Origin of the sequence: Paenibacillus sp. MB22_1 (assembly GCF_047200555.1) — a bacterium.
GTDB classification, from domain to species: domain Bacteria; phylum Bacillota; class Bacilli; order Paenibacillales; family Paenibacillaceae; genus Fontibacillus; species Fontibacillus phoenicis.
Genome location: NZ_JBLADV010000002.1, coordinates 2,502,505 through 2,523,408, shown reverse-complemented (window position 1 = coordinate 2,523,408; position 20,904 = coordinate 2,502,505). Strand labels below are relative to the sequence as shown.

Here is a 20,904-nt window from a genome sequence, read left to right as displayed (position 1 = left end):
TTAAACTTCCCTTGGCAGAAGCAGGCCTCCAGCCAGAAAATCGCGGATAAACTCCTTGATTTGTTCTTTGCTCAAAGGCGGATTATTCTTGTTCCAGTCCGAGGTTAACGCGATATAGAGCTTAAACACAACGAAAGCGAGCAGCTTGGGATCATACGAGCGGATCTCTTGCCGCTCGGCCGCCCGGGACAGATGGCGCTCCAGATATTCCAGAATCGCGTGTTCGATCTGCTCCAATCCCTCCTTCGCTTTCGGAGTGCCGAAGTCGCGAACCTCTTGGGACAACTTGATGAGGAGCTCATGCTCACGGCGGAATTCCAGCAGCGCATCCATCGCCCGATGCAAGTTCTCAAAGAAGGGCTTCTCCTCGTCAATCTCCGGCTCGATGACCCGCTTCATCTCCATAATGACGGAACGCAGAATTTCATCGAACAACTCCTCTTTGTTCGTGAAGAAGGTGTAGATGGTTCCCTTTGCCACATTTGCTATTTTCGCCACTTGGTCCATCGTCGTCGCTTTGTAGCCAAATAAAGCAAAGGACTTTTCTGCTGCTTCGATGACGAGTTTACGGCGATCTACCACAGCCATCCATGTCACCTCCCTGCGCTTGGAATAACGGAAAAACATTTCCCGGCCAAAAATGACTAAAATTCATTTTCGGTCATTTGGTCAATTCATACTTTACTCCTCTCGCTTCAGAAATGCAAGATGTTTTTTTCAGAATTTTTCATTCACTTTCACCAGCTTGTTCCAAGGCCCTTTTCCCTTGATTCTCCCCGACCTAGGTCCAGTGGGTCGACCCGTCCCCAGCCCCTTTAAACCGGAATATAAACAACATAAACTTAGTATTAGGAAGCAATGAATCGGAACGATCTAATAGAAGCAGGTGATATCCTCATGCGAAAAAGAAGAGTGTTGATCCTATCGGAAGGCTTTGGAAGTGGACATACGCAGGCCGGACATGCGCTGGCGGCCGGACTGAAGCGGAAAAACCCGCAAATCCAGACGAAGGTGCTGGAGCTGGGCTCGTTTCTGAATCCGACGGTGGCGCCCCTAATCCTATCCGCGTATCGGATGACGGTAAATACGAGCCCTGCGTTGGTAGGCCTTTTTTATAAGCACAAGTACGAGAAGCCGGTAGGCAAGTTTGCCCGTTTGGCCTTGCACAAAATGTTCTATACCCACGCGGCCGAAGTCATCGCGCAGCTTCAGCCCGATCTGATCGTCTGCACGCATCCGATTCCCAGCGCCATCATGTCCTACCTGAAGCTCACTTCAGATCTGAACGTGCCGCTGTGCACGCTCATCACGGATTACGATGCCCACGGTTCCTGGATGAGTCCCGGTGTGGATCGGTACCTCGTCTCCGCCCCTGAGGTCAAAGCTCTGCTCGTGCAGCGCGGGGTAGCCCCCTCCAAGGTGCAGGTGACAGGCATTCCCGTGCACCCGGATTTCTGGAGCAAGCAAGAGAAGGCGTCCGCCCGGGAGGAATTGGGGTTAAAGAATATGCCCACTGCCCTTGTCATGGGCGGCGGCTGGGGATTGCTGCTTCGTGAGGAGCTGCTGGACAAACTGGCGGCTTGGCGAGAGGAGATCCAAGTCGTCTGCTGCACCGGCAGCAACGAGAAGCTTGCTGCTCGACTACGTGCGCATCCGGCCCTTCAGCATCCAAACATGAAGGTGATCGGGTTCACGCGGCAAATCGGCAAATGGATGGATGCCTCCGACCTTCTGATTACCAAACCCGGCGGAATGACCTGCACCGAGGGAATGGCCAAAAGCATCCCGATGTTGTTCTTTGAGTCGATCCCAGGTCAGGAGGAGAAGAATCGCGAATATTTCGTTCAGCACGGCTATGGGGCTGAGCTGACTTCACCGGACGTGCTGGACGTATGGTTTGAACAAATCCGCAATCGGCACGCTTCGGATCTTCAACCCGGACCGGAGCCTGCCTTGCTGCAACCCAGCTATCAGCCTGACCGCTGTGCAGAAGCTGTCCTTCATCTGCTGTATCAGGCAGCCGCTCCGGTCCGCGTACGCCTGCAGACGGCCAGCCCTGCCGAGCAGCAGGCCAACTAAGTCAACAGCGCAGATCCAACCACCTCATACATCGGACGCTTGTGCATATGCGTCCGATAGATGACCAGACGATCGGCCCTCCAGCTGCCGAATTCCGGTTGGGTCTGCAGCGCTGCAGGATCTAATCTGGCCCCTTCTCGATATTTCCGGGCCAACGTAATATGCGGGCTGAAGCGCCGTTCCTCCGGCACAAAGCCGAGTGCCCGGTTCTCCGACGTCACCCGGCTGTGCAGGCTCTCCAGCCCGGCCACCTCACCGCGGACGCCAGCCCATAACACGCTGGGACTTGCCGGACGTCCAAAGGTACCAATCCCCGCCGCTTCCAATTCCAGCGGGCCCATCCCCGTTGCTGCCCGCGATAATGAAGCCAGCAGCTCGTCCAAACGCCCCGGAGCCGTATCTCCCAGAAACTGCACGGTAATATGGTAGTCTTCGGCATGTACCCATTTTTTGAAATCCAATCTCGTTTTTTGCTCGCTGCACCACTCCTCCAGCTTATACTTGACCTCTTGCGGAAGAGGGATGGCGATAAATAATCTCCATTTTTCTTCATTTACTGACATGACTCGTCACCTTTTGTGATATTTTTCTCACTTTTTTCACTTGTTTCGACAATTAGAAGTGCGATTAGTTACATCCAGCGCATCGATTCTCTATATAATGTGTCTTAGTGTTGCTGGCATATACAGTCTTCAAGCCTATGGGGATTGGAGATGGAATATGAGTTTTGCTCAAAAAATTACCTCTGTTCTGATCGGACTACTGCTTCTAGTTGGTTTGCTGATCGGGATATTTGCTTATCAAACAACGTATCGTGAGGTCGAGACATCCGTCGGTATTGAAACGGTGGGCTGTGCCAATATTACCACCGGGCTTGTAGATCCGGAAGCGGTTGCCCGTCTTGCCTCCGGAGACCGTACCGGCCTTGCGGAGCTGGAGAAACGATTAAACTGGACGGTAGAGCATAAGTCGTTGTTTAAGGAAGTGTTTTTGATGTCGCTGGACGGCACCATTCTTGCGGCTGACCAGAACCTCAAAAGCCGGGGATATCAAGCGGGAGACGCTTTTTATTTCAATGATCAGGACCGGGACATGATTCTTGAGATGAAGCATCCTGTGTATACCAAGGTCTATTCTTATGACGGCGTGAAGCTGCTCAGCGGTTACGGCCCGATCTACATAAATCATGACCCCGACCAAGAGATCATCGGTCTAATGGTCATTAACTTCGACGCCTCGATCATCGGGGAGAGAACTCGCGACATCCTGCTCCTGCCTTTTATCATCGGCATCGTTGTCCTGCTCGCCGCAGTTGTTTTCGTGTACTTCTTTATCCACCGGATGATTCGGCCGCTGGAAACGTTGTCCCGGCAGGTGGAGCGGGTTGCCGAGGGCGATTTGACCGTACAGACGAACGTGCTTCAAGGTCAGGATGAAATCGGCAAATTAACGCAAAATTTTGCGAAGATGGTGGGCAGCTTGCGGCAGTTGATCACCGAGGTGAACGTCACTTCGATGCAGGTGGCCTCGTCCTCGGAGCAGCTATCCGCGAGTGCACAGCAAACCGGAAAAGCGGGTGAGCAAGCGGCTGAAATTACCCAATCCCTTGCCGAAGGTGCGGAGCGACAACTTACGAACCTGGAAACCGGGGCGACCATGCTGCGTGACATGTCCGATCGGATTGGGCAGATCGCTCGCCATGCCGAAGGCGTCTTAACATCGGCGCAGCAGGTCTCCGCCGCATCAAACCAAGGGGAACAAGCCATCCAGTCCAGCGTAGAGCAAATGTCCACCATGGAAGCCAAAATCGTTCAGCTCTCTGCGATCATTGAGGAGCTGGGCAGCCGCTCCAAAGAAGTGCAGAGCATCCTGGACATCATGACCGACATCGCCGCCGAAACCAACCTGCTCGCGTTAAATGCTTCAATTGAAGCGGCCCGCGCCGGAGAATACGGCAGCGGGTTTGCCGTAGTCGCCTCCTCGGTCCGCAAGCTGGCGGAACGTTCCGCAGCCTCGGCGAAGCAAATTAGCGAGCTGATCACCCACATCGTTGGGCAGGTAGAGCTCACCGGCAGCGCAATGGACGAGACCGTCCGTGAAACGAAGCGAGGCGTCGAGCTGGTGCGCAGCGCCGGAGCTTCTTTTACCGACATCGCAGCCTCGTCGGAAATTACCGCTGCATCGATCGCTGATATCAGTGAAGCGGTTCGGCTCCTGTCCGACAACTCGCAAAGACTGGTGCAGTCGATTGACGAAATCGTGCGGTTTGCGGGCCATACGGCGGTCGGCGCACAGGACATGTCCTCATTCTCCCAGCAACAGTTGGCTGCTATGGAGGAGGTTGATGCTTCCGCCAGCTTCCTGTCCGGTCTAGCCGAACGGCTTCATACGATGATCGAACGCTTTAAAGTGATGTAAGTTGCTAAAAAGACCTTGCCCAGCAAGAAGGCTTGCTGGGCAAGGTCTTTCATGTATCCACCAAGGACTTATTTGCCAAGGTAGGCGTTCAGCATCCAGCGGTGTTTCTCCAGCGAGGAGACGATGCCGAGCAGCAGATCGCTCGTGGCTTCATCTTCCGCTCTTTCTGCCGCTTCCATGCCTTCCTTCAGCTCGCTGTCCAATTTCGCAAAATCCGCTACGATGGCTGCTACCATTTCATCAGCGCTTTCCTTGCCGCTGGCTTCGGAGATGCTGGCCGTCGCAAGGGCTTCGCGCAGGGTTGCGATCGGTGTGCCGCCAATGGCCAGCAGACGTTCGGCAATATCATCGATATAACCAGCCGCTTCGTTATAAAGGGCTTCGAATTTCTCATGAAGCGTAAAGAAGTTTGGACCTTTCACGAACCAGTGGAAATTGTGCAGCTTCGTGTACAGGACCGTCCAGTTCGCGATTTGCAGGTTCAGTTGTTTCTGCAGTTCTTGATTTGCTTGAGTTAAGGTTTGGTTTGCCATAGTGAATTCCTCCATTCAACATATCAGTTATTTGATAAGCCATTGTGACAAATACCTAAAACTTGAACTAACTTAAATTTAGACTAAATCTAAATCTTGTTTATATCATACCACTCCACTTTTAGATATGCAACCATCATTTTCATGAATATTGCATGAAATTCCAACAAGCATCAGGTTTATTCTGCACCTCTTCCGCCCTTCATATACAAAAGAACCGAACCGGTACACTCCTCCGGTTCGGTTCTACTCCATTTACCGCTCGCCGCGCAGATGCAGCTTAAATTGCTCCAGGCTTCGCTCCACTTGGCGAATGCCGTCCTCCACCAATCTGCGATCCACCGCATTTTCCAAATCAAAGGAAGGCCTGCGGGCCAGAGCCTTCTTCTCCTCTTCCCAATACGCTTGCCGGCGCTGGATTTCTTTATATTTGTCCAGCAGATCGGTAATAATATCGTAGAAGCGTTCATAATCAACGATAATGTCATCCAGGAAGCGATCGACTTCCTCCTTATCGTAGCCCCGCATTTTGGCGTCAAAATCTTTTTCGTGAATGGAGAGCGCATCCAGCTTGATTCCTAATTGTCGAAACAAGCTTTTCTGGTCTTCCAGCTTGCGCGCGTAATCGTCTTGCATTCCAAATCCCTCCGTACCTGCCTAAAAGGTTATCCAGCGCAGTTAATCTGCAAAAGCAGTCGTATCTACTCTAATGTACCACATTATTGCCCTTTCGTTCATCTCCACGTTAGGATGCGGGTGATACAAGTATTCGACATTGTCCCGTTTTCTTTTTATAATAGTCAATAGCCTGAGTCTAACATCTGGTGGTGAGTAGCGATTTTATACTTATGTACTTTTCTGTTATCGTTTCTGATCGTGTATTTTCTGATTCCCCCGCTCGGTAAGTTGGCCTTCCGTCTGGATTTCGTGGACAAACCCCGAGCGGACGTCGAACGGAAGATCCATCGTCAGCCAATTCCGCTTACAGCCAGCTATGCGATATTTGCCGGATTCTTTGTTGCATACCTGCTGTTTACGCGCAACTTCTCCTGGGAGACGGGAGCATTGTTTGCAGGCGGAGTGCTATTGCTGGCCATTGGGACCGTCGACGACTGGTACAAAACGAAAGGCAAAGACTTTCCGGCGCTGCCTAAACTGATCGTCCAAGTGTCCGCTGCAGTGCTGGTTTATGCATCCGGCATCACCTTCAGTGGCTTTGTAAATCCGTTTAGCGGCGATTATGTCCTGTTGCCGGCCTGGCTTCAGTTCATTTTAACGATTCTCTGGATCTTTGGCGTCACCACCGTCATCAATTTCTCGGACGGATTGGACGGCTTGGCCGGAGGATTATCCGCGATCTCGGCCGTGACGCTGTTTGTGGTGGCCTTAACCAAAGGGCAAACCAACTCCGCGATGCTCTCGGTTGCCTTGATCGGGGTGACGCTGGCCTACCTGCGGTACAATAAACCGCCGGCCAAAGTCTTTATGGGCGATGCCGGAGCTACGTTCCTTGGGTTTATGCTGGCGGTGATCGCACTGGACGGCGCCTTCAAGCAAGCTACGGTCCTGTCCCTGTTTATTCCGGTGCTTGCCCTCGGCGTACCGATTTTCGATAATCTGTTTGTCGTGATCAAGCGGATGCTGCAAGGAAAATCACCTTACGTCGCCGATGCCAGCCAAGTCCATTATCGGTTGCTTCGGGCCGGATTAAATCAGAAGCAGGTGGTTATGTTCCTGTACCTAATCAGCACCTGTCTGGGACTGTCGTCCATCATTCTGCTGCTGTTGCAAGTCTAACGAAACGAAATGAAAGCGAACGGCCTTCTAGTCGTTCCAATCCAAAAGCGCGTGCCCGGTTTCTTCCCGGTAGCACGCGCTTTGTATTGTACGGAATCCCCCACAAAAAAAGACCCCAAACAGGGTCTTTGTTAATGGCATCAGGATGATTTATTCGTATCTGCAGCGGGTTGAACTTCCGCTTTCTGCGGCTGCTCGTCTTCGAGAATGTCCCCACGTGCGCCTCTCTTAAACTCCTTGAGCATCGTGCCAAAGCTGCGCCCTAATTCCGGCAGCTTGCTGGGACCAAATAACAACAATGCTGCGATAACTAGAAGCAGCAAATGAGACGGACGCAACAAGTTTTCAAGCACATTTATCACTCCCATCGAGTATCCTTGTGGACATTATACTACTTTATTGAATACAATGGAAACCCTTTATCATCAGTTCCGGCTGTCCCTGCAAACAAGACGACGCTAGGCCATAAACCATTTCCCTCTTCTGGGCATATGCTGTGTCATCATGTATTGCAAAGGAGCGAACATCATGGGTTCTTACAGTCTGTTGGCCGTCATCGCCATTGGACTCGCGTCCAACTTGGATAATGCGGGAGTCGGTATCGCCTACGGAGTACGAAAAATCCGCATTCCTTGGTATTCCAATCTGGCCATCGCCGCCATTTCCTTTTTGGCCACTCTGGTGTCGGGTTATTTCGGAAGCTGGTTATCCTCGTGGGTCCATCCCTGGATCGGACAGTTGCTCGGAACGATTGTGATCGTTGGGGTTGGTGTATGGGTGCTGTTGCAGCCATTTCTGGAGAAGAAGAACATTTCGATTCAGGAAGAGGATGACGTCAATCCGCTGACCCGCTTGCTGCGCAATCCTGAAGAAGCAGACAAGGACAGCTCCAAATCCATCAGTCTTGGCGAATCGATTGTCCTGGGGATCGCCTTGGCCATGAATGCGCTGGCCGGCGGCTTTAATGCCGGTATCACCCAACTGAACATCTGGTATACTTCGCTGTCCGTTGGTTTGTTCAGCTACCTGTTGCTGGCCGCATGCGCCGGCTTTGCCGAGAAGGTCGCCGCGGAGAAATTCGGTAACCGGGCCACTGTCATTTCCGGCCTGCTGTTAATCCTCATTGGCATTCATCAACTCTTTTAAACATCGCACACGATTAGCGAAGCCCCTTTTATCCTAAGGGGCTTTGCTGAGTTTCTAGCAAACTACCTTGTCTACAAATTTTCCTATATAATGAAGAGGATGGTTCCTAATAAGGGAGGTTCGATTTATGAACTGGAATTGGTTTCATAGCTATGAAAAGGATTTAGCGGCGGCTTTCAATCAGGCCGAGACGATTCTTTCCGGGCTGCCGGAGGAATTTCGAGGACATGGCCTCAATTACTTGGGGAAATTCCACGCGTTGAAAAAATCTGGCTCCCAGAACTACATATGCTATTTACTGCCATTCTGGATGCAGGAGGCTGCCGGCGCCAAGCCGGAGCTCAGCCGCGAGTTAACCGTAGCCATGATCTTGGTCATGCTGCATTACCATTTAATCGATGAAGTGATGGACAATCCAGAGGCGGGGGACAAGTGGAAGCTGCCGCTGGCGAATTTGCTTCAACTTGAATTTACTCGCATTTACGCCGCTTTGTACGCTTCCGATTCCCCGTTTTGGAGTTATTACCGGAAATATGCTGCAGAATGGGCGGAAGCGGTCTTGTTAGAAAATCAACATGATTTCTTCCAAGACAACCCGGTTCGCATTGCGCATAAAGCTTCCCCTGTAAAGCTGTCCGTGGCTGGCATGCTGCTCCTGACCGAACACGACCGGCTGATTGCTCCTTTCGAAGCCGCCGTTGATGCCGTATTGGTGACGCTCCAGATGCTGGATGATTGGGAGGATTGGGAGAAAGATTTACGAGAAGGAAGCTATAATTCTCTGATTTCCGTCGTGCAGCACGAACTGCAAATTCCATCGGATCGCAGACCTACACCGGATGAAGTCAAACACGCCTTGCATGTGCGGGACATCCTGTTCATTTTTGCCGAACGAACGGATCAGAATGCAGCAATTTTAGAGGTGAATGCCCCGGGTCTGACGCACTTACACGAGTTCCACGACTATCTCAGAACCAATCTTCGGCAGGGAGCAGAAAGTTTAAGAGATGAGCGGAGTTTGCTAGCCCAAGGCGGTTTAGCCTATTGGTTGGCAAATCAGAAGATCCTATCCTAGCGTTCTATCGAATTCCATGTTATAGTAATAAGGAAAATATAACTATTTTTTCTGAGAAAGGGTGATCTTATGACATCAGGAGCGCTCCTTCAAACGCAAGTTGTTGAAAAAGCTTGGCAAGATCCTAGCTTCAAAGCGAAGCTACTTGCCGACCCGAAAGCTGCGATCCAGGAGGCACTCGGTGTAGTTCTCCCGGATCACATCAAAATCAAAGCAGTAGAGGAGAGCACGGACGAATTTTACGTCGTACTGCCGCCTCAACCGGAGAAAGTTGTTATGAGCAAAATCAAACCAGCAGGAATCTGGGGCGAATAACCCCTACCGATCTTCGCTAGCACTCAGGCAGGGACCGAACGAACTTATCCCATCGCATACTCCTCAACTTGAACGGAGGGGAAGCGGATAACGACTTCGGTCCCTGCTCCTTTTTTGCTCGTAAAATGAATTTGACCGTTCATCACCTCAATAATCCGGAACGTCACCATCAAACCTAGCCCCGTCCCCTTCGTTTTGTTGGAGAAATAAGGCTCACCCAAGCGGGCCAGCACTTCTTCGTCCATCCCCTCGCCGTTGTCCTTGATATGGATCACCACATCGTCGTTTTCTTCATAGCTCCAAATTTGGATGTCGCCTTCGCCCCGAAGTGCTTCAATACTATTCTTGATGATATTGATAAATGCTTGCTTGAATTTGGAAGAATTGCCGCGCACATAAAGGTTTTTAGGAATATGAACCGTGATTTTACCCCCCTGCAAATTCGCTAGAGGAATCAGGATCCCTTCGATATGAATAAATTCTTCCAGCACGTTCAGCGTCGTCACCTTGCCGCCTTCCGGCTTGGCGAAAGTGAGGAAGTCCGTAATAATCGCCGAAGCGCGATCAAGCTCTTCCAACGCCATGCTTAAATACACCTTGTCCGAATTCTGCTGCTTCTCAACGAGCAGTTGCAGAAAGCCTCGGGTCACCTGCAGCGGGTTGCGGACCTCGTGGGCGACCGAAGCGGCTAATTCGCTGATGATCTCCATTTTCTCCGAACGCTGCAGCTCGTTATTAAACATCTCCAACTGCTTGGAGTATTCCACGACTTGCCGGTGATTCTCCGCAAATCTTCGGCCCAAGATGATAATCAACGAGGTCAGGAAGCAAACGATGCCTAATTTCCACAAAAACAGCTTATAGTATCCGTCGTAATAGTAATACCAAATCAATTCGCCTGCGGATAGCAGCGTGAACGAGAGTACCCCGGCCAGAAAGATCAGCGCCTCTTTGTTCCCTTTCGCTACATAAACGGTTAAAATGCCAGCCAAGATCAGAAATTGCGCAATAATCAGATAACCTGCAAATTGAGTCGTAATGAGCTTATAGACATCATAGTAGCGATTACCGGACAACTCGTTCGCTAACAGCAATAGCATACAGAGCGCGGAGAAGACCACAAACACTTTGCGCGAACGCCGGATTAAAGCAAAATATCCGGGACCAAAGATTTTTTCAAAGAAAAAGATAAACGAAGGAAGCAGGATGAACAAAGCCAGGTCAAACATCACCACCAGTATTCTGCCCGCCGTCGTATAGTCAAACAGCCAAAATACAAACGGAGAATACGTCAGCACAAGCAAGCCGCTGGAAAAAATGACCGCACACAGCGAGAACCACATCGGCATATTCACATACTTCAGAAAAACAGAACAGAACAGCATAATCACCGCGATGAAGATCAGCGTGCTGCCCAAAATTAAGTCGGTGATGTTGCCGCGCACAAAGCTCTTGATCAATTCCTGGTTATTTCCGATTCGAATCGGGTCAAAGATCCCGATCGTATTTGTCGTCGAGGATACGCCGATATACAGCGTTTGACCCGAATTGTGCGAAGACACCGGCACCAGCACGCTGTTGATGCTAAAGTTAAATTTGCGCTGGGATTCGAAGACTTTGGCTCCATCCAAACTTACCGTAATGTGTTTACCATATATTTTATCGATCAATACGACCTGGGAATTTTCCGTTATTTGGGGAAGCGTGATTTTGATCCACTGAACCATACCCTTATCCGGCTTCACCGGGCTCTCTTCTCCCGCGCTTACACTCGTCCAGCCGTCCAGTCCCTCAAGCCATCCCTTGCTCGGATTAGGATCCAGCCGGTCCGTCCAAGTGACCTGCCAGTTTCTGATTTGCTGTACCTCCGAGCCCGCTGCACCCGAATTTCTAAAAATGATGCCGTAAAAAGCAGCAATGAATATGACAAACAAGACGACAAATCCTTTGATCAAAGACTTCATTAGAGCACCTCTGGAGATATTATAAAGGGTTAACCCGGTTGACGCGCCTCAGTTCGAAAGGATCTGAGTAGGGCTACTTTAAACCATTCGATTAAAATCTCGCAATAACCTTCAATTTATGGAAATAGTGATAATTTTTTTTAGAAGAAACGTGCCACAGTTATTTTACCTTGGATAAGTGGTTTTATCTATGAATAGTTTTCATTTTCTATTAGAGCGTTTTGCAGTAATCTGAGGCCTTGAGCCGTAAGGATTTTCGAACATAAAAAAGGGACTTCACCCCAACTTGGAGAAGTTTTCAAGTGACCAAACCCAAAAACCTCAAGGATGGAGGAAGTCACTTTGTATATTCTCCAAGAATGTCTGTTTTCCTTCGAAGAACTTTTAAAAATTCAACCCAAGGAGAGATTGCCGATCTTCTTCAGCTCTCTCGATCTGAGACCGTATGCCAAGGAACTGAGAAGCCGTTCACCCCGAGGCGCTGAGGGATACTGCAGACAAGGTATTCTACGAGCACTCTTGGCTGCGCCGCTTGAAGGAATAAGTACCTTTTCAGGGTTGCATAAGCGTTTGGATACGGATCTCCGGTTTCGTTATCAGTGTGGTCTTCCGCTGGATCGAGAAGCTCCTTCCATATCCACATTAAGCCGAGTTTTCTCAGAACTGACGAGAAAGGACTTGGCAAAACGGCTTTTTGAGGATTTGGTCACACGCTGTCAGCAGGAAGGTATCATAGAAGGCAGTAACGTCGCCATAGACAGCGCCGCTCTCCGCGCTTACGAGAAAAAGCAGCCCAAACGCAAAAGCGAGCAAACGGGTAATGCGAACTGGGGCGCAAAAATTGATTCCTTCGGCAATAAAATCACATGGTTTGGTTACAAAATTCATCTGGCGGTCGATACGAAAAGTGAATTGCCGATCGCCTTGGAAGTAACGCCGGCGCATGTCAATGATGGAGAAATGGCGCCGGGCCTGATCGAGAAAACAGCGTCCAGGACGAGCACACGATTTTTCATACTCGATGCGGGCTATGACCAAATGAAAGTTTATGAGGCCGCCCGCAACGTCAAGGCACAAGCCATCATTCCCCTTAATCTTCGGGGGGAGAAGGAACCGCCTGCTGGGATGACCTCGAACGGAACACCGTGCTGTTCCATGGGTTATGCGATGACATACTGGGGAGTTGACGGCGATATGCATAAATTTCGCTGCCCGCATGCCACGGGTAAAGTCGACTGTCCGCTTGGCATGGCTGCCTGCTCGTCTTCAAACTATGGAATGGTCGTCAAAGTAAATGCGAAGGATGATCTCCGGCGATACAGCATCCCTCATCGGGATACAAAGCGTTGGAAGGAACTTTACAATGAACGAACCAGCGTAGAACGCTGCAACTCCCGATTGAAAACCTATTTGACGGCAGACGCCGCACATGTCCGGGGCATTCAGAAAGTCACAACTCACCAGTATTTGAATGCCATTGTTCTGCTTGCATCTGCGCTCGCCGTTTCTCATCATTCAAAACGGGCTGCCGCTTAAAAAAACGAGCTGTTCTAAAATTCTGCAAGTCTGCCCTTTTCTTCATCCATATAATACCATTTTCGAAAATTACCCCTTAACGACAGTGAATATGCTATCGCTTCTTCTCTGAAACGGAATTATGCAAAACACTCTATGAATAGTTTTCATTTTCTATTAAAAAAACTCCGGAAGGTAGCAGGCATTGCTGTCCATTACCTATCCGGAGTATTTATTCATGACGCTGTTATCCGTTCTGTTAAGCCAACTCCGCTTCAATCCGCCGCACCTTGCCGGTGCGGATCTCCTCGGCCAACTCGCCATCGATGACAGCACCGTCTACCGCAAGCTCCGATCCATCGTGCTTCTGCACCATCAACCGGCGAATCACTGCAGCATTCGGGCCATAAGTGTCCTTCTTCTGCGGGTTCCGGTAGATGACCTCCGTCGTACCCAGGAAGCGGAACGACACCTCGCCTTGCGCATCAAAGAGCCAACCGGGCAGGCGCGGATTCAGCGCAAGCCGGAGCTTGCCTTCATGCAGGCGGAAGATCCGTTTCCCCGCCATCATCGTCATCCACATGCTGAGGAACTCGGCGGTGGATCCGCTAAGCCGGGCGACATACCCGCGGCCATGGGTATCCGGATCCGGATTTACGCTCGTCGCGATAAAGGAGGAGTTCTCCAGCGTGCTGCGGCCATACACTGCCGGATCGAGGAACGGAATTAACGAGGTGCGAAGCTCGGAGAAGAACTCCTCGGTCAAACCGCTCTTAAGCAGCGCCAGTAAGTACTTATAGCTCATATGCAGGAACACCGATTCCCGTTCCAGCCACCCCGGCGTAAAGGCGCGAATGCGGCCAATCTCATGGGTCTCCGTATCCAGGCTGACGGAGGTTTTATACATTTGAAGCTGGGTGTCGAACAAGTCGCTGCGGCGAATTTGCTCATAAGTCCGCTTGGCTTCGTTAGGGTCCTCAACCGTCTTCAACCATCGAGCAGGACCTTCCAGGAAATGCGGCAGCGGGCGCACTGTAAATTTCTTCACGACCGCCTTCGGCAGACCGTATCCGCTGATCACCGGGTTTCCTTGGGCATCGGTCACCGGCTCAAATTCCGCTGCTTCGTAGGCGAAATACGTAGGTGTCACGCCGCCGCCCAGTCGGATCGCCTCCCGGATGCCGCGCTCGATCTGCTCCAGCATGCGATCCGCCAGCCGGCCGATCGCCTGAAGCTCCAGCGGAGATTCCGTCCCGCTGATCCCGAAACGAATAGCATCCCGGTATTTCTCACGCGCCGTCGTCACCTGATCCCAATAGTCAAACGCCTCCAGGCTCCCTGCCAAACGCGCTTCCAGCAGCCTTTCCACTTCGCTGAGCAGCGCAGCAACTTCCTCGGGCACTTGCACGACTAGGTCGTTGCCAGCGGCTACAGCTTCAGTACAAACTTCCTGAACGAACTTCAGCAGCCGCTTTAACTCAAAGGTTTCGCTCATCCCCGAGCCAAACAGCCCAGGCAAGCCGTTCATCGCATCGTTCCATCCCGGCTTGTTCGCTTCCATCTCCACGCCCATGCCAAACGGATCTAAGGTGGCAAATTTGACCAGTCCCAGCGACAACAGCTTGACGAACAAGGTCGTTCGGTAAATTTCACCGCGGCCGTGTTCGGTTTTTAGCCAGTTGGTGCTCTTGAGTGTCAGGCCGAATTGGGCCATCTTCTCTTCATCGTGCACCAGCGAGCCGTATTGGCGTACTTTACCACCGCTGATGACATATTTCTCACTGCGCGGCAGGACGCGGGCCGGACTGTCGAAGTACGTATACTCCCGTTCTCCAAACAGCAGCTGTTCTTTACGATCTGGAAAAATATCAAGATAACTGTCAATCAAGTCCATATTGTAAGTCCAATGGTCCGTCCAGTAGCCTTCTCCAAAAGAGGCTTCAATTTGCTGTTCAGCGAGCGACAGCACGCCGGTCAACAGCTCATTCTCCTGTACAAACAGCCTTACGCCACGATGATTCACGAGCGAAATCAGCTTGCCCGGAGTAAACGATCCCAAGCACAGAGCAGCCAGCTCCTCTCGATGATCGGCCGCCGCCTTCTCCAGGAAGGCGGATAGCTCTGCCGCCCGTTCAGCCGGAACCCGGAAGGTAGTGCCTTCCACGCCCAGCGGATTATAACCATCTGCCTGTATCAGGCTGAAGAACGTGCGGATATTAAACGTTCCAACCCGAGGATTAAAATAGACATCGTTGCGCCGGTTTTGGTTGGCATCGCGGAAATTGCCGTTGCCCTGCGAATAATATTCCGGCGCGATCGAGAAGAAGTTGTAGTCCCGCTCCAGATCCCCGTGCTTCCGGGAATACAAGTGAACCACGAACCCTTCCCGGCCATTCTCGAAAATAAACGGATACCCGCCGCGCAGAAAATTGTCCAGATAGCTCTGCCGGCAGTAAGCATCAAACAGCGGCAGAGCTGTTTTCGTGGCGATGTCTGCGGTCAAATCCTCGGTTAACTGGCTTGCCTCCGCATGCTTGTGGGCAATGTAAGCCGGGTTGGCAATCTCGGCCGCTTTGCGATTTAACCGTTCCACGCTTTCGATATGCCCGATCAACGTGTAAATGTGGCGGCTTTCGCCGGGGGCAAGCTCGGCAGCAAATGCCGAAAATCCGCAAGGTACCTTATTGGTACAATACTGCGGTGCCGCCGTTAATGCGGCCAGCGGCTGCTCGGCAAAACGGTCGGGATACGCCAGCGACGTATTATCGCCGAAAATCACCGCAAAGTCGGCTATCGTCTGCAGCAGCTTCCCGTCTTCTCCAAAGGTGAGGTAGAAATGTCCGCTTTGCACCTCGCTCACTTCGGCCTCATCATGGATGCTGGAACGGACCCGATAGAACGGAATCCCATTCTCGATATTGTCGACCTCCATCCAGCTGCGTAACAAATTCCCGATTTCCTTGTAGCCGGCGTTCTCTACCCCGTACGGAAGAATCTCCGGCATCCCATCCAGCATTTCCAGCTGCACCGGCGTTCCGGAAATATTCGTAACCTCTACCTGACGGGCCAGTGCCGCATAATCATCATTAGGAACCTGAAAATAACTCACCTTCACCCGCAGCCCCTGCGCTTCATGGGTTTCCTCAATCGTCAGCTCATTGGTCAAAATGTGCATACGGCGAACGGCTGACGCATCAGGGAAGGCACTTTGGAACGGCTCATAGATCCCCGCTTTCCCTGCGGTTTTGATAAACGTCCGGAAGCCTTTCATCGCAACCGATTGATACGTAATGCTGGCCGGGGAGAATTCCATGATCGGGCTGTTTTTGTCCCGGATCCCGAAGCTGCAGACCGCCTGCCCCCGGTTCACATAAAACGTCCACATTGGAATCCCCTTCAAGCCGGCAAGGCCGGGAAGGAAGCTGGAGAACGGCTTGGCCCGGTCAAACTGCTCGATCACGAACGCCTTTCCCTCAAAAGAATAATTCGACATAAGGACTATCCCTCCGTTCATTAAATAAGGATGTAACTAACCTTGGATGATATAGGTCGCAATCGAATGCGCCGGCAACGTTTCGCTTGCAGCCTCGCCGCCCAGTTCCAGGGCAAACGGCTGTGCCTCATCGCTTTCGTTCTGCACGACAACCGCAATGCTGCCGTCCGGATTGCGGAATGAGGTAGCCAGCAGCGCCGGAGCGTGGGCTTCTAAACCGATGCGTACCGCCCCCGGTTTGATGTATTTGCTGAAATGTCCGATGTAGAAGTACGAGCTGTTGTAGTGGAGCGTATCGGTTGTGGTATCCGCGATGATCGGCGCATCACACAGGTTGCCCACATGGTTCGGACCGCCCGTTTCGTCCAGCACCAGGTTCCAATCCAGGAATCCTTCGTTCCAATTGTTCAAGTCGCCGATGATGTTCCGGCCATAACGCTCGCCGGTGAACCATTTGCCAAGCTTCACGCCGCCTTCCTGGCAGCCTTCCGTGAACAAGAGATGCTTGTCAGGGAACAGCTCATGCACTTTGCCGACGTTCTCGAACGCTTCGCTGACGTACCAGTGGAAGCCGGTACCCCACACGTATTTAGCCGCTTCGGGATCGCTCAGCACGGCGGAGGCCCGCTCGACGATAATATCCCGGTTGTGGTCCCAAATGAGAATTTGGACGTCCGCCAGGCCTTCCCGATGCATCACCGGCCCCAGGTAATCGCGTACGAAATCGCGTTCTTCCTCGCCGCTGTAAATACAGGAATCCCAGGTTTGCACCGCCGCCGGTTCATTCTGTACCGTGATCCCCCAGATCGGGATGCCTGCTTCACGGTAAGCTTTGATGAACTTCGTATAATACAGCGCCCACACCTCGCGATATTCCGGCTTCAGCTGGCCGCCGTGGTTCATATCGCCATTCGTTTTCATCCAAGCCGGAGGGCTCCAAGGAGAGGCCAGCATGGTAATGTTCTTCCCGGCTGTTTTTGCCGCATCGTGAACGAGCGGGATCACCCATTTGTGATCGCGGGAAATATCGAACGTTTTCAGCTCCACGTCGCCGTCCTCGATATACGTGTAGTTCTCCAGCGCGAAGTCGCAGCTGTGGATGTGCACGCGACCCAGCGTATACCCCAGCCCCTCCTCCGGATCGAAATACCGGCGAATCACTTCTTCCCGCTTCTGCGGGCTGATCCGGGACAACGTATAAGCGGCCGCTTCGGTGAACGCACCGCCAAACCCCATCACCGTTTGGTAAGTCTGCTCCGGCAGGACCTTCAGCTTCTGTCCCGCGCCAGCTGCTGCGCTAGATTGAACCGCCACTTCCCCTTGCGGCTGCAGACGGTCCGCCGAATCACGCGAAGTGAGCACCTTCACCCATTTTGCCATCGTTAATCCTCTCCTTGGTTTCCGAAATTGGTGTTTCTGTAATCGATTACAAAACATACAAGAGCAGCGCCGGCAAAACGCACCCAATCTTCAACAAATTGAAGAAATACGCGGGACGAAACCGGTTTCGATCTCTTGTAAAAAAATAGAGGCCAAGCTGTCTACAGCGATCGGCAAGAATCGCGAATAATCAGCTCCACCGGGATTACGCCTTGTTGCACGTCTTCCCCGCCTTCTATCGAATAGATTAACATGTCGGCTGCCCTGCTGCCAAGTACATCTGTGTTTTGTCGTACCGTCGTTAACGCAGGTGTTAAATATTTCGCCATTTCGATGTCGTCGAAGCCTACCAGCGAAATGTCTTCAGGCACGCGCAAGCCATGCCGCTTCATCGCCATCATGGCCCCAACCGCCAAATTGTCGCCGGCTGCAAACACGGCGGTAGGCCGTTCGTCCGCCTGCAACAGCTCCTCCATCGCTTTGCTGCCGCTCTCTACGGTATAATCGTAGCTTCCTTGTACGATATGCTGGGGATGGATCGTCAGCCCAAGCTCTTGCATCGCTTGCCGAAACCCGTTTAACCGCTGCTCGCCAGCGAAGGTTGGACCACCGCCGATATGCGCGATTTTCCGGTGGCCCAAGGAATGCAAATAAGCCACGGCCTGCCGGGCGCCTTCCATATTGTCCGAATACACCGTACTCTTGTCGGAAGATTCCTGATCCAACAGCACGCAAGGAATGTCGGACTCCAACAGCTCCTGAAAATACGGATCGGTTGCATCCGGCAACACCACGACCACGCCGTCGATACCGCGGATTTTACAGTGCTCCAGATAGCTGCTTTTCTTGCCGCCGATATCCTTGGAAAGAAACATCAGATCATAACCCTTGGAGGTAGCCACCCGCTTGAAGCCTTCGATCACACCGCCAAAAAACGGATGCAGGATGCCCGCGCCGGAAGGCTCAATAAACAGCACGCCAATCGTCCAAGAGCGTTTGGTGGTCAGCGAACGGGCGTGAGCATTGGGCACATAGCCGAGCTCATCCGCAGCGTCCAGAATTTTGCGGCGCGTCTTCTCACTGACGTCGGAATATCCGTTAAACACCTTGGATACGGTCGTAGGCGAAAAACCGGTCCTTTGTGCGATATCATAAATGGTTATCACATTTCTCATCTCCTCTGCCCGGATCCAAGCCAGCTCGAAACCGGGATTCACAGGCCATTGTAGCCGCAGCTTGGTCGGAAGTCAACCAGTCTATGTCAAGCGCATGAATCCTTCGGTCAGGAAAAAATCGCAAGGCCCGGGAATTTCCTGAACCTTGCGATTGGGTTTCGTTTTACGGTGATGCCTATGGCATGATGGCCCGACATAGAATATTTCCGGAAGCGTCCGCCGCCAGTCAGCATCTGGAACGCAGATTCCTCCTGAGGACCGTCAAGGAAGCCGCCGATCGGTTCTTTCGGTAAAATCTTCCTCAAAGTAATACTCTTTATTTTGGGGTAAACTTTTGGGGGAATCGCAATTTAAAAAAGAAAGGCGCTGATCTGACGTGGACCCCAATATCAACAAAAACTCCGCGGACTTCGAATATGAGCGTTACAAGCTGCTCAAGGAGTATCGCCCGGAGAATGATATTCCCGGCGATGACCTGCTCCCGCATGATACGCGAATTGTCCAAGGCATCAGTGAACCTAACGATGCGTTCGTCAGCGAGGATGATCCGCTTCCCGATGTGCCCGATGCGGACGCGATCCAGAAGGACAGTCCCATCGACCCTGCCGCTCCCGATTTTGACGAATGATAATGAAATCTGTCGACTCACGATGATATGCCTCCTAAAATCGCTTCAATAGTCATTGGAATCCGTCTTGAACAGGTAATTCTTAGCGCGAGATCTAGGTCACGTACACCCGGTTTCGTCCATCCTCCTTCGCTTGATAAAGTGCCTGATCCGCCTTGACGAACAACTCCACCTCATCAACATTCGGGTAGGTCGCACTCCCTCCCGAGATCGTTAGCTTTAATTCCCCTCCATCCGGTAAAATAAAACGATGGTTCTCCACATTGCGGCGCAACCGTTCGGCGATCACTTTAATTTGCTCGGCATCGCAACGATCGACCAAAATCACAAATTCCTCGCCGCCCTTGCGGGCAATATGATCCCGCGGCGAGAACGTCTCCCGCATCACATCAGCGATTTGCAGCAGCACAGCATCACCTGCCCAAATGTTCCTCTCAGATGGATAAAGCATTATGTAAGTAGTGCTAGCATAACATATAAATGCGACAAAAATAAGATATTTTTACTAATTTTCGATTATATTCGACACATTTAGACAGGTTCTGTCGAATCCGTTTTTCTGCTCTCCTGGTCATGATATAATGGCGTCAGATTGTTGAAAGGGTGACGGTGATGAACGACATGGCTGCGGTACAAGGACAGGAGCCTGTACAGGTGTGTCTATTGGCGGGAAAAATCATGCTTCAAAGCGGAGCAGAAACATACCGCGTGGAGGATACGATGACCCGGATGGCCAATGCGCTGGGACTCTCGGGCTCGCATAGTTATGTGACGCCGACGGGGATCGTCTTTCAATCCGGAGAAGCGGAATCCGCCAAGCTGATCCGCATCGTGGAGCGGACAACCGATCTGCAGAAGGTGTCCGCGGTGAACGACATCTCCCGGAAGCTGCACAACGGGGATATCACGGTAGCAGAAGCGCATGCCTTGCTGCGCGAGATCGAGTCGGAGAAGCACGCCTATCCGATGCCGCTGCAAATGGCGGCTGCAGCCTTGTCCAGCGGCTGCTTCACCTTAATGTTCCGCGGCCAGGCGGAAGATTTCCTGCCGGGCATATTGTGCGGCGGTGTGGGGTTTGCCGCGTATCTGCTGTTCCATCGGTTGGTGAAGGTAAAATTTTTCGCCGAGTTTACCGCTGCACTGATCATCGGCCTGTTGGCCACGGGTTTTGTGCAATTATCGCTAGGCCGGGACTTGGATAAGATCATTATCGGTTCGGTGATGCCGCTCGTGCCGGGACTGCTCATTACCAATGCGGTCCGGGACCTGATGGCCGGACATCTCGTATCCGGGTTGTCCCGCGGAGCGGAGGCCTTTCTCACCGCCTTTGCCATCGGAGCCGGGATCGCCGTCGTATTTACTTTGATTTAATTCGTATGTAAAGGG

19 protein-coding genes are annotated in these 20,904 nt (G+C 51.9%); 9 read left to right on the top strand and 10 right to left on the bottom strand.

What is annotated here, in order from left to right; genetic code table 11:
• Complete coding sequence (locus tag ACL02P_RS23230) at window positions 1–588, bottom strand: TetR/AcrR family transcriptional regulator (protein ID WP_009226259.1); 588 nt, start codon at window positions 586–588, stop codon at window positions 1–3.
• A 309-nt stretch (window positions 589–897) separates the two neighbouring features.
• Between ACL02P_RS23230 and ACL02P_RS23225 the strand changes: the two genes are divergently transcribed.
• Complete coding sequence (locus ACL02P_RS23225; RefSeq protein WP_009226258.1) at window positions 898–2,079, top strand: MGDG synthase family glycosyltransferase; 1,182 nt, start codon at window positions 898–900, stop codon at window positions 2,077–2,079.
• Here the strand turns inward: ACL02P_RS23225 and thpR are convergent.
• Window positions 2,076–2,642: an RNA 2',3'-cyclic phosphodiesterase gene (thpR, locus tag ACL02P_RS23220; protein ID WP_412838172.1), complete on the bottom strand. Its 567-nt coding sequence runs from the start codon at window positions 2,640–2,642 to the stop codon at window positions 2,076–2,078. The genes ACL02P_RS23225 and thpR overlap by 4 nt on opposite strands.
• Window positions 2,643–2,799: 157 nt before the next feature.
• On the opposite strand from thpR, the gene ACL02P_RS23215 reads away from it, so the two are divergent.
• A complete protein-coding gene (locus tag ACL02P_RS23215) occupies window positions 2,800–4,497 on the top strand; it encodes a methyl-accepting chemotaxis protein (RefSeq protein WP_412838171.1) in 1,698 nt (565 codons plus the stop codon).
• A gap of 68 nt (window positions 4,498–4,565) precedes the next feature.
• Here the strand turns inward: ACL02P_RS23215 and ACL02P_RS23210 are convergent, their stop codons facing one another.
• Together ACL02P_RS23210 and ACL02P_RS23205 are read right to left on the bottom strand one after the other, a co-directional pair.
• Window positions 4,566–5,030 (bottom strand): Dps family protein, encoded by a 465-nt coding sequence (locus ACL02P_RS23210; RefSeq protein WP_009226255.1) that lies wholly within the window; start codon window positions 5,028–5,030, stop codon window positions 4,566–4,568.
• Between the two features lie 255 nt (window positions 5,031–5,285).
• Window positions 5,286–5,666: a DivIVA domain-containing protein gene (locus ACL02P_RS23205; RefSeq protein WP_009226254.1), complete on the bottom strand. Its 381-nt coding sequence runs from the start codon at window positions 5,664–5,666 to the stop codon at window positions 5,286–5,288.
• A 201-nt stretch (window positions 5,667–5,867) separates the two neighbouring features.
• Here ACL02P_RS23205 and ACL02P_RS23200 point away from each other — a divergent pair, with 201 nt between their 5' ends.
• A complete protein-coding gene (locus ACL02P_RS23200) occupies window positions 5,868–6,827 on the top strand; it encodes an MraY family glycosyltransferase (protein ID WP_028539018.1) in 960 nt (319 codons plus the stop codon).
• Window positions 6,828–6,967: 140 nt separating this feature from the next.
• On the opposite strand, the gene ACL02P_RS23195 is transcribed toward ACL02P_RS23200, so the two are convergent.
• On the bottom strand, window positions 6,968–7,195 hold the full coding sequence (locus ACL02P_RS23195; protein WP_009226252.1) for a twin-arginine translocase TatA/TatE family subunit: 228 nt from the start codon (window positions 7,193–7,195) through the stop codon (window positions 6,968–6,970).
• 160 nt (window positions 7,196–7,355) lie between these two features.
• Here ACL02P_RS23195 and ytaF point away from each other — a divergent pair, with 160 nt between their 5' ends.
• The 3 genes from ytaF to ACL02P_RS23180 all read left to right on the top strand — a co-directional run bounded on the left by ytaF (window position 7,356) and on the right by ACL02P_RS23180 (window position 9,363).
• Window positions 7,356–7,973 (top strand): sporulation membrane protein YtaF, encoded by a 618-nt coding sequence (gene ytaF / locus ACL02P_RS23190; protein ID WP_412838170.1) that lies wholly within the window; start codon window positions 7,356–7,358, stop codon window positions 7,971–7,973.
• Window positions 7,974–8,100: 127 nt separating this feature from the next.
• On the top strand, window positions 8,101–9,048 hold the full coding sequence (locus ACL02P_RS23185) for a hypothetical protein (protein WP_412838169.1): 948 nt from the start codon (window positions 8,101–8,103) through the stop codon (window positions 9,046–9,048).
• Between the two features lie 69 nt (window positions 9,049–9,117).
• Window positions 9,118–9,363, top strand: a complete 246-nt coding sequence (locus tag ACL02P_RS23180) for an NHLP leader peptide family RiPP precursor (protein WP_009226249.1) — start codon at window positions 9,118–9,120, stop codon at window positions 9,361–9,363.
• Window positions 9,364–9,407: 44 nt separating this feature from the next.
• Here ACL02P_RS23180 and ACL02P_RS23175 read toward each other — a convergent pair whose 3' ends face one another.
• Entirely contained in the window at window positions 9,408–11,327 is a 1,920-nt protein-coding gene (locus ACL02P_RS23175) for an ATP-binding protein (protein WP_412838168.1), read from the bottom strand.
• A gap of 342 nt (window positions 11,328–11,669) precedes the next feature.
• On the opposite strand from ACL02P_RS23175, the gene ACL02P_RS23170 reads away from it, so the two are divergent.
• The gene (locus ACL02P_RS23170; RefSeq protein ID WP_016311143.1) at window positions 11,670–12,863 is read left to right on the top strand and encodes a transposase; all 1,194 of its coding nucleotides are present in this window, start codon (window positions 11,670–11,672) and stop codon (window positions 12,861–12,863) included.
• A gap of 238 nt (window positions 12,864–13,101) precedes the next feature.
• Here ACL02P_RS23170 and ACL02P_RS23165 read toward each other — a convergent pair whose 3' ends face one another.
• The 3 genes from ACL02P_RS23165 to ACL02P_RS23155 form a co-directional block, all read right to left on the bottom strand.
• On the bottom strand, window positions 13,102–16,335 hold the full coding sequence (locus tag ACL02P_RS23165) for a cellobiose phosphorylase (protein WP_412838167.1): 3,234 nt from the start codon (window positions 16,333–16,335) through the stop codon (window positions 13,102–13,104).
• Window positions 16,336–16,371: 36 nt separating this feature from the next.
• A complete protein-coding gene (locus ACL02P_RS23160; RefSeq protein ID WP_412838166.1) occupies window positions 16,372–17,715 on the bottom strand; it encodes a glycoside hydrolase family 30 protein in 1,344 nt (447 codons plus the stop codon).
• 161 nt (window positions 17,716–17,876) lie between these two features.
• The gene (locus tag ACL02P_RS23155; RefSeq protein ID WP_036646091.1) at window positions 17,877–18,881 is read right to left on the bottom strand and encodes a LacI family DNA-binding transcriptional regulator; all 1,005 of its coding nucleotides are present in this window, start codon (window positions 18,879–18,881) and stop codon (window positions 17,877–17,879) included.
• A gap of 385 nt (window positions 18,882–19,266) precedes the next feature.
• Between ACL02P_RS23155 and ACL02P_RS23150 the strand changes: the two genes are divergently transcribed.
• Window positions 19,267–19,518 carry a hypothetical protein gene (locus tag ACL02P_RS23150; RefSeq protein WP_412838165.1) on the top strand — a complete coding sequence of 84 codons (252 nt, stop codon included), beginning with the start codon at window positions 19,267–19,269 and terminating at the stop codon, window positions 19,516–19,518.
• Window positions 19,519–19,612: 94 nt separating this feature from the next.
• Here the strand turns inward: ACL02P_RS23150 and ACL02P_RS23145 are convergent, their stop codons facing one another.
• Complete coding sequence (locus ACL02P_RS23145) at window positions 19,613–19,927, bottom strand: GGDEF domain-containing protein (RefSeq protein WP_050769805.1); 315 nt, start codon at window positions 19,925–19,927, stop codon at window positions 19,613–19,615.
• A 203-nt stretch (window positions 19,928–20,130) separates the two neighbouring features.
• On the opposite strand from ACL02P_RS23145, the gene ACL02P_RS23140 reads away from it, so the two are divergent.
• Window positions 20,131–20,889, top strand: a complete 759-nt coding sequence (locus tag ACL02P_RS23140; protein ID WP_260071813.1) for a threonine/serine exporter family protein — start codon at window positions 20,131–20,133, stop codon at window positions 20,887–20,889.
• The last annotated feature ends 15 nt before the right edge of the window (window positions 20,890–20,904 follow it).

Excerpts from the sequence above, each read along its gene's own strand:
- thpR (WP_412838172.1), bottom strand. The coding sequence starts at position 2,642 with ATGTCAGTAAATGAAGAAAAATGGAGATTATTTATCGCCATCCCTCTT.
- ytaF (WP_412838170.1), top strand. The coding sequence starts at position 7,356 with ATGGGTTCTTACAGTCTGTTGGCCGTCATCGCCATTGGACTCGCGTCC.
- ACL02P_RS23195 (WP_009226252.1), bottom strand. The coding sequence starts at position 7,195 with ATGGGAGTGATAAATGTGCTTGAAAACTTGTTGCGTCCGTCTCATTTG.
- ACL02P_RS23160 (WP_412838166.1), bottom strand. The coding sequence starts at position 17,715 with ATGGCAAAATGGGTGAAGGTGCTCACTTCGCGTGATTCGGCGGACCGT.
- ACL02P_RS23225 (WP_009226258.1), top strand. The coding sequence starts at position 898 with ATGCGAAAAAGAAGAGTGTTGATCCTATCGGAAGGCTTTGGAAGTGGA.
- ACL02P_RS23185 (WP_412838169.1), top strand. The coding sequence starts at position 8,101 with ATGAACTGGAATTGGTTTCATAGCTATGAAAAGGATTTAGCGGCGGCT.
- ACL02P_RS23210 (WP_009226255.1), bottom strand. The coding sequence starts at position 5,030 with ATGGCAAACCAAACCTTAACTCAAGCAAATCAAGAACTGCAGAAACAA.
- ACL02P_RS23215 (WP_412838171.1), top strand. The coding sequence starts at position 2,800 with ATGAGTTTTGCTCAAAAAATTACCTCTGTTCTGATCGGACTACTGCTT.
- ACL02P_RS23165 (WP_412838167.1), bottom strand. The coding sequence starts at position 16,335 with ATGTCGAATTATTCTTTTGAGGGAAAGGCGTTCGTGATCGAGCAGTTT.
- ACL02P_RS23180 (WP_009226249.1), top strand. The coding sequence starts at position 9,118 with ATGACATCAGGAGCGCTCCTTCAAACGCAAGTTGTTGAAAAAGCTTGG.
- ACL02P_RS23205 (WP_009226254.1), bottom strand. The coding sequence starts at position 5,666 with ATGCAAGACGATTACGCGCGCAAGCTGGAAGACCAGAAAAGCTTGTTT.
- ACL02P_RS23175 (WP_412838168.1), bottom strand. The coding sequence starts at position 11,327 with ATGAAGTCTTTGATCAAAGGATTTGTCGTCTTGTTTGTCATATTCATT.
- ACL02P_RS23140 (WP_260071813.1), top strand. The coding sequence starts at position 20,131 with ATGAACGACATGGCTGCGGTACAAGGACAGGAGCCTGTACAGGTGTGT.
- ACL02P_RS23230 (WP_009226259.1), bottom strand. The coding sequence starts at position 588 with ATGGCTGTGGTAGATCGCCGTAAACTCGTCATCGAAGCAGCAGAAAAG.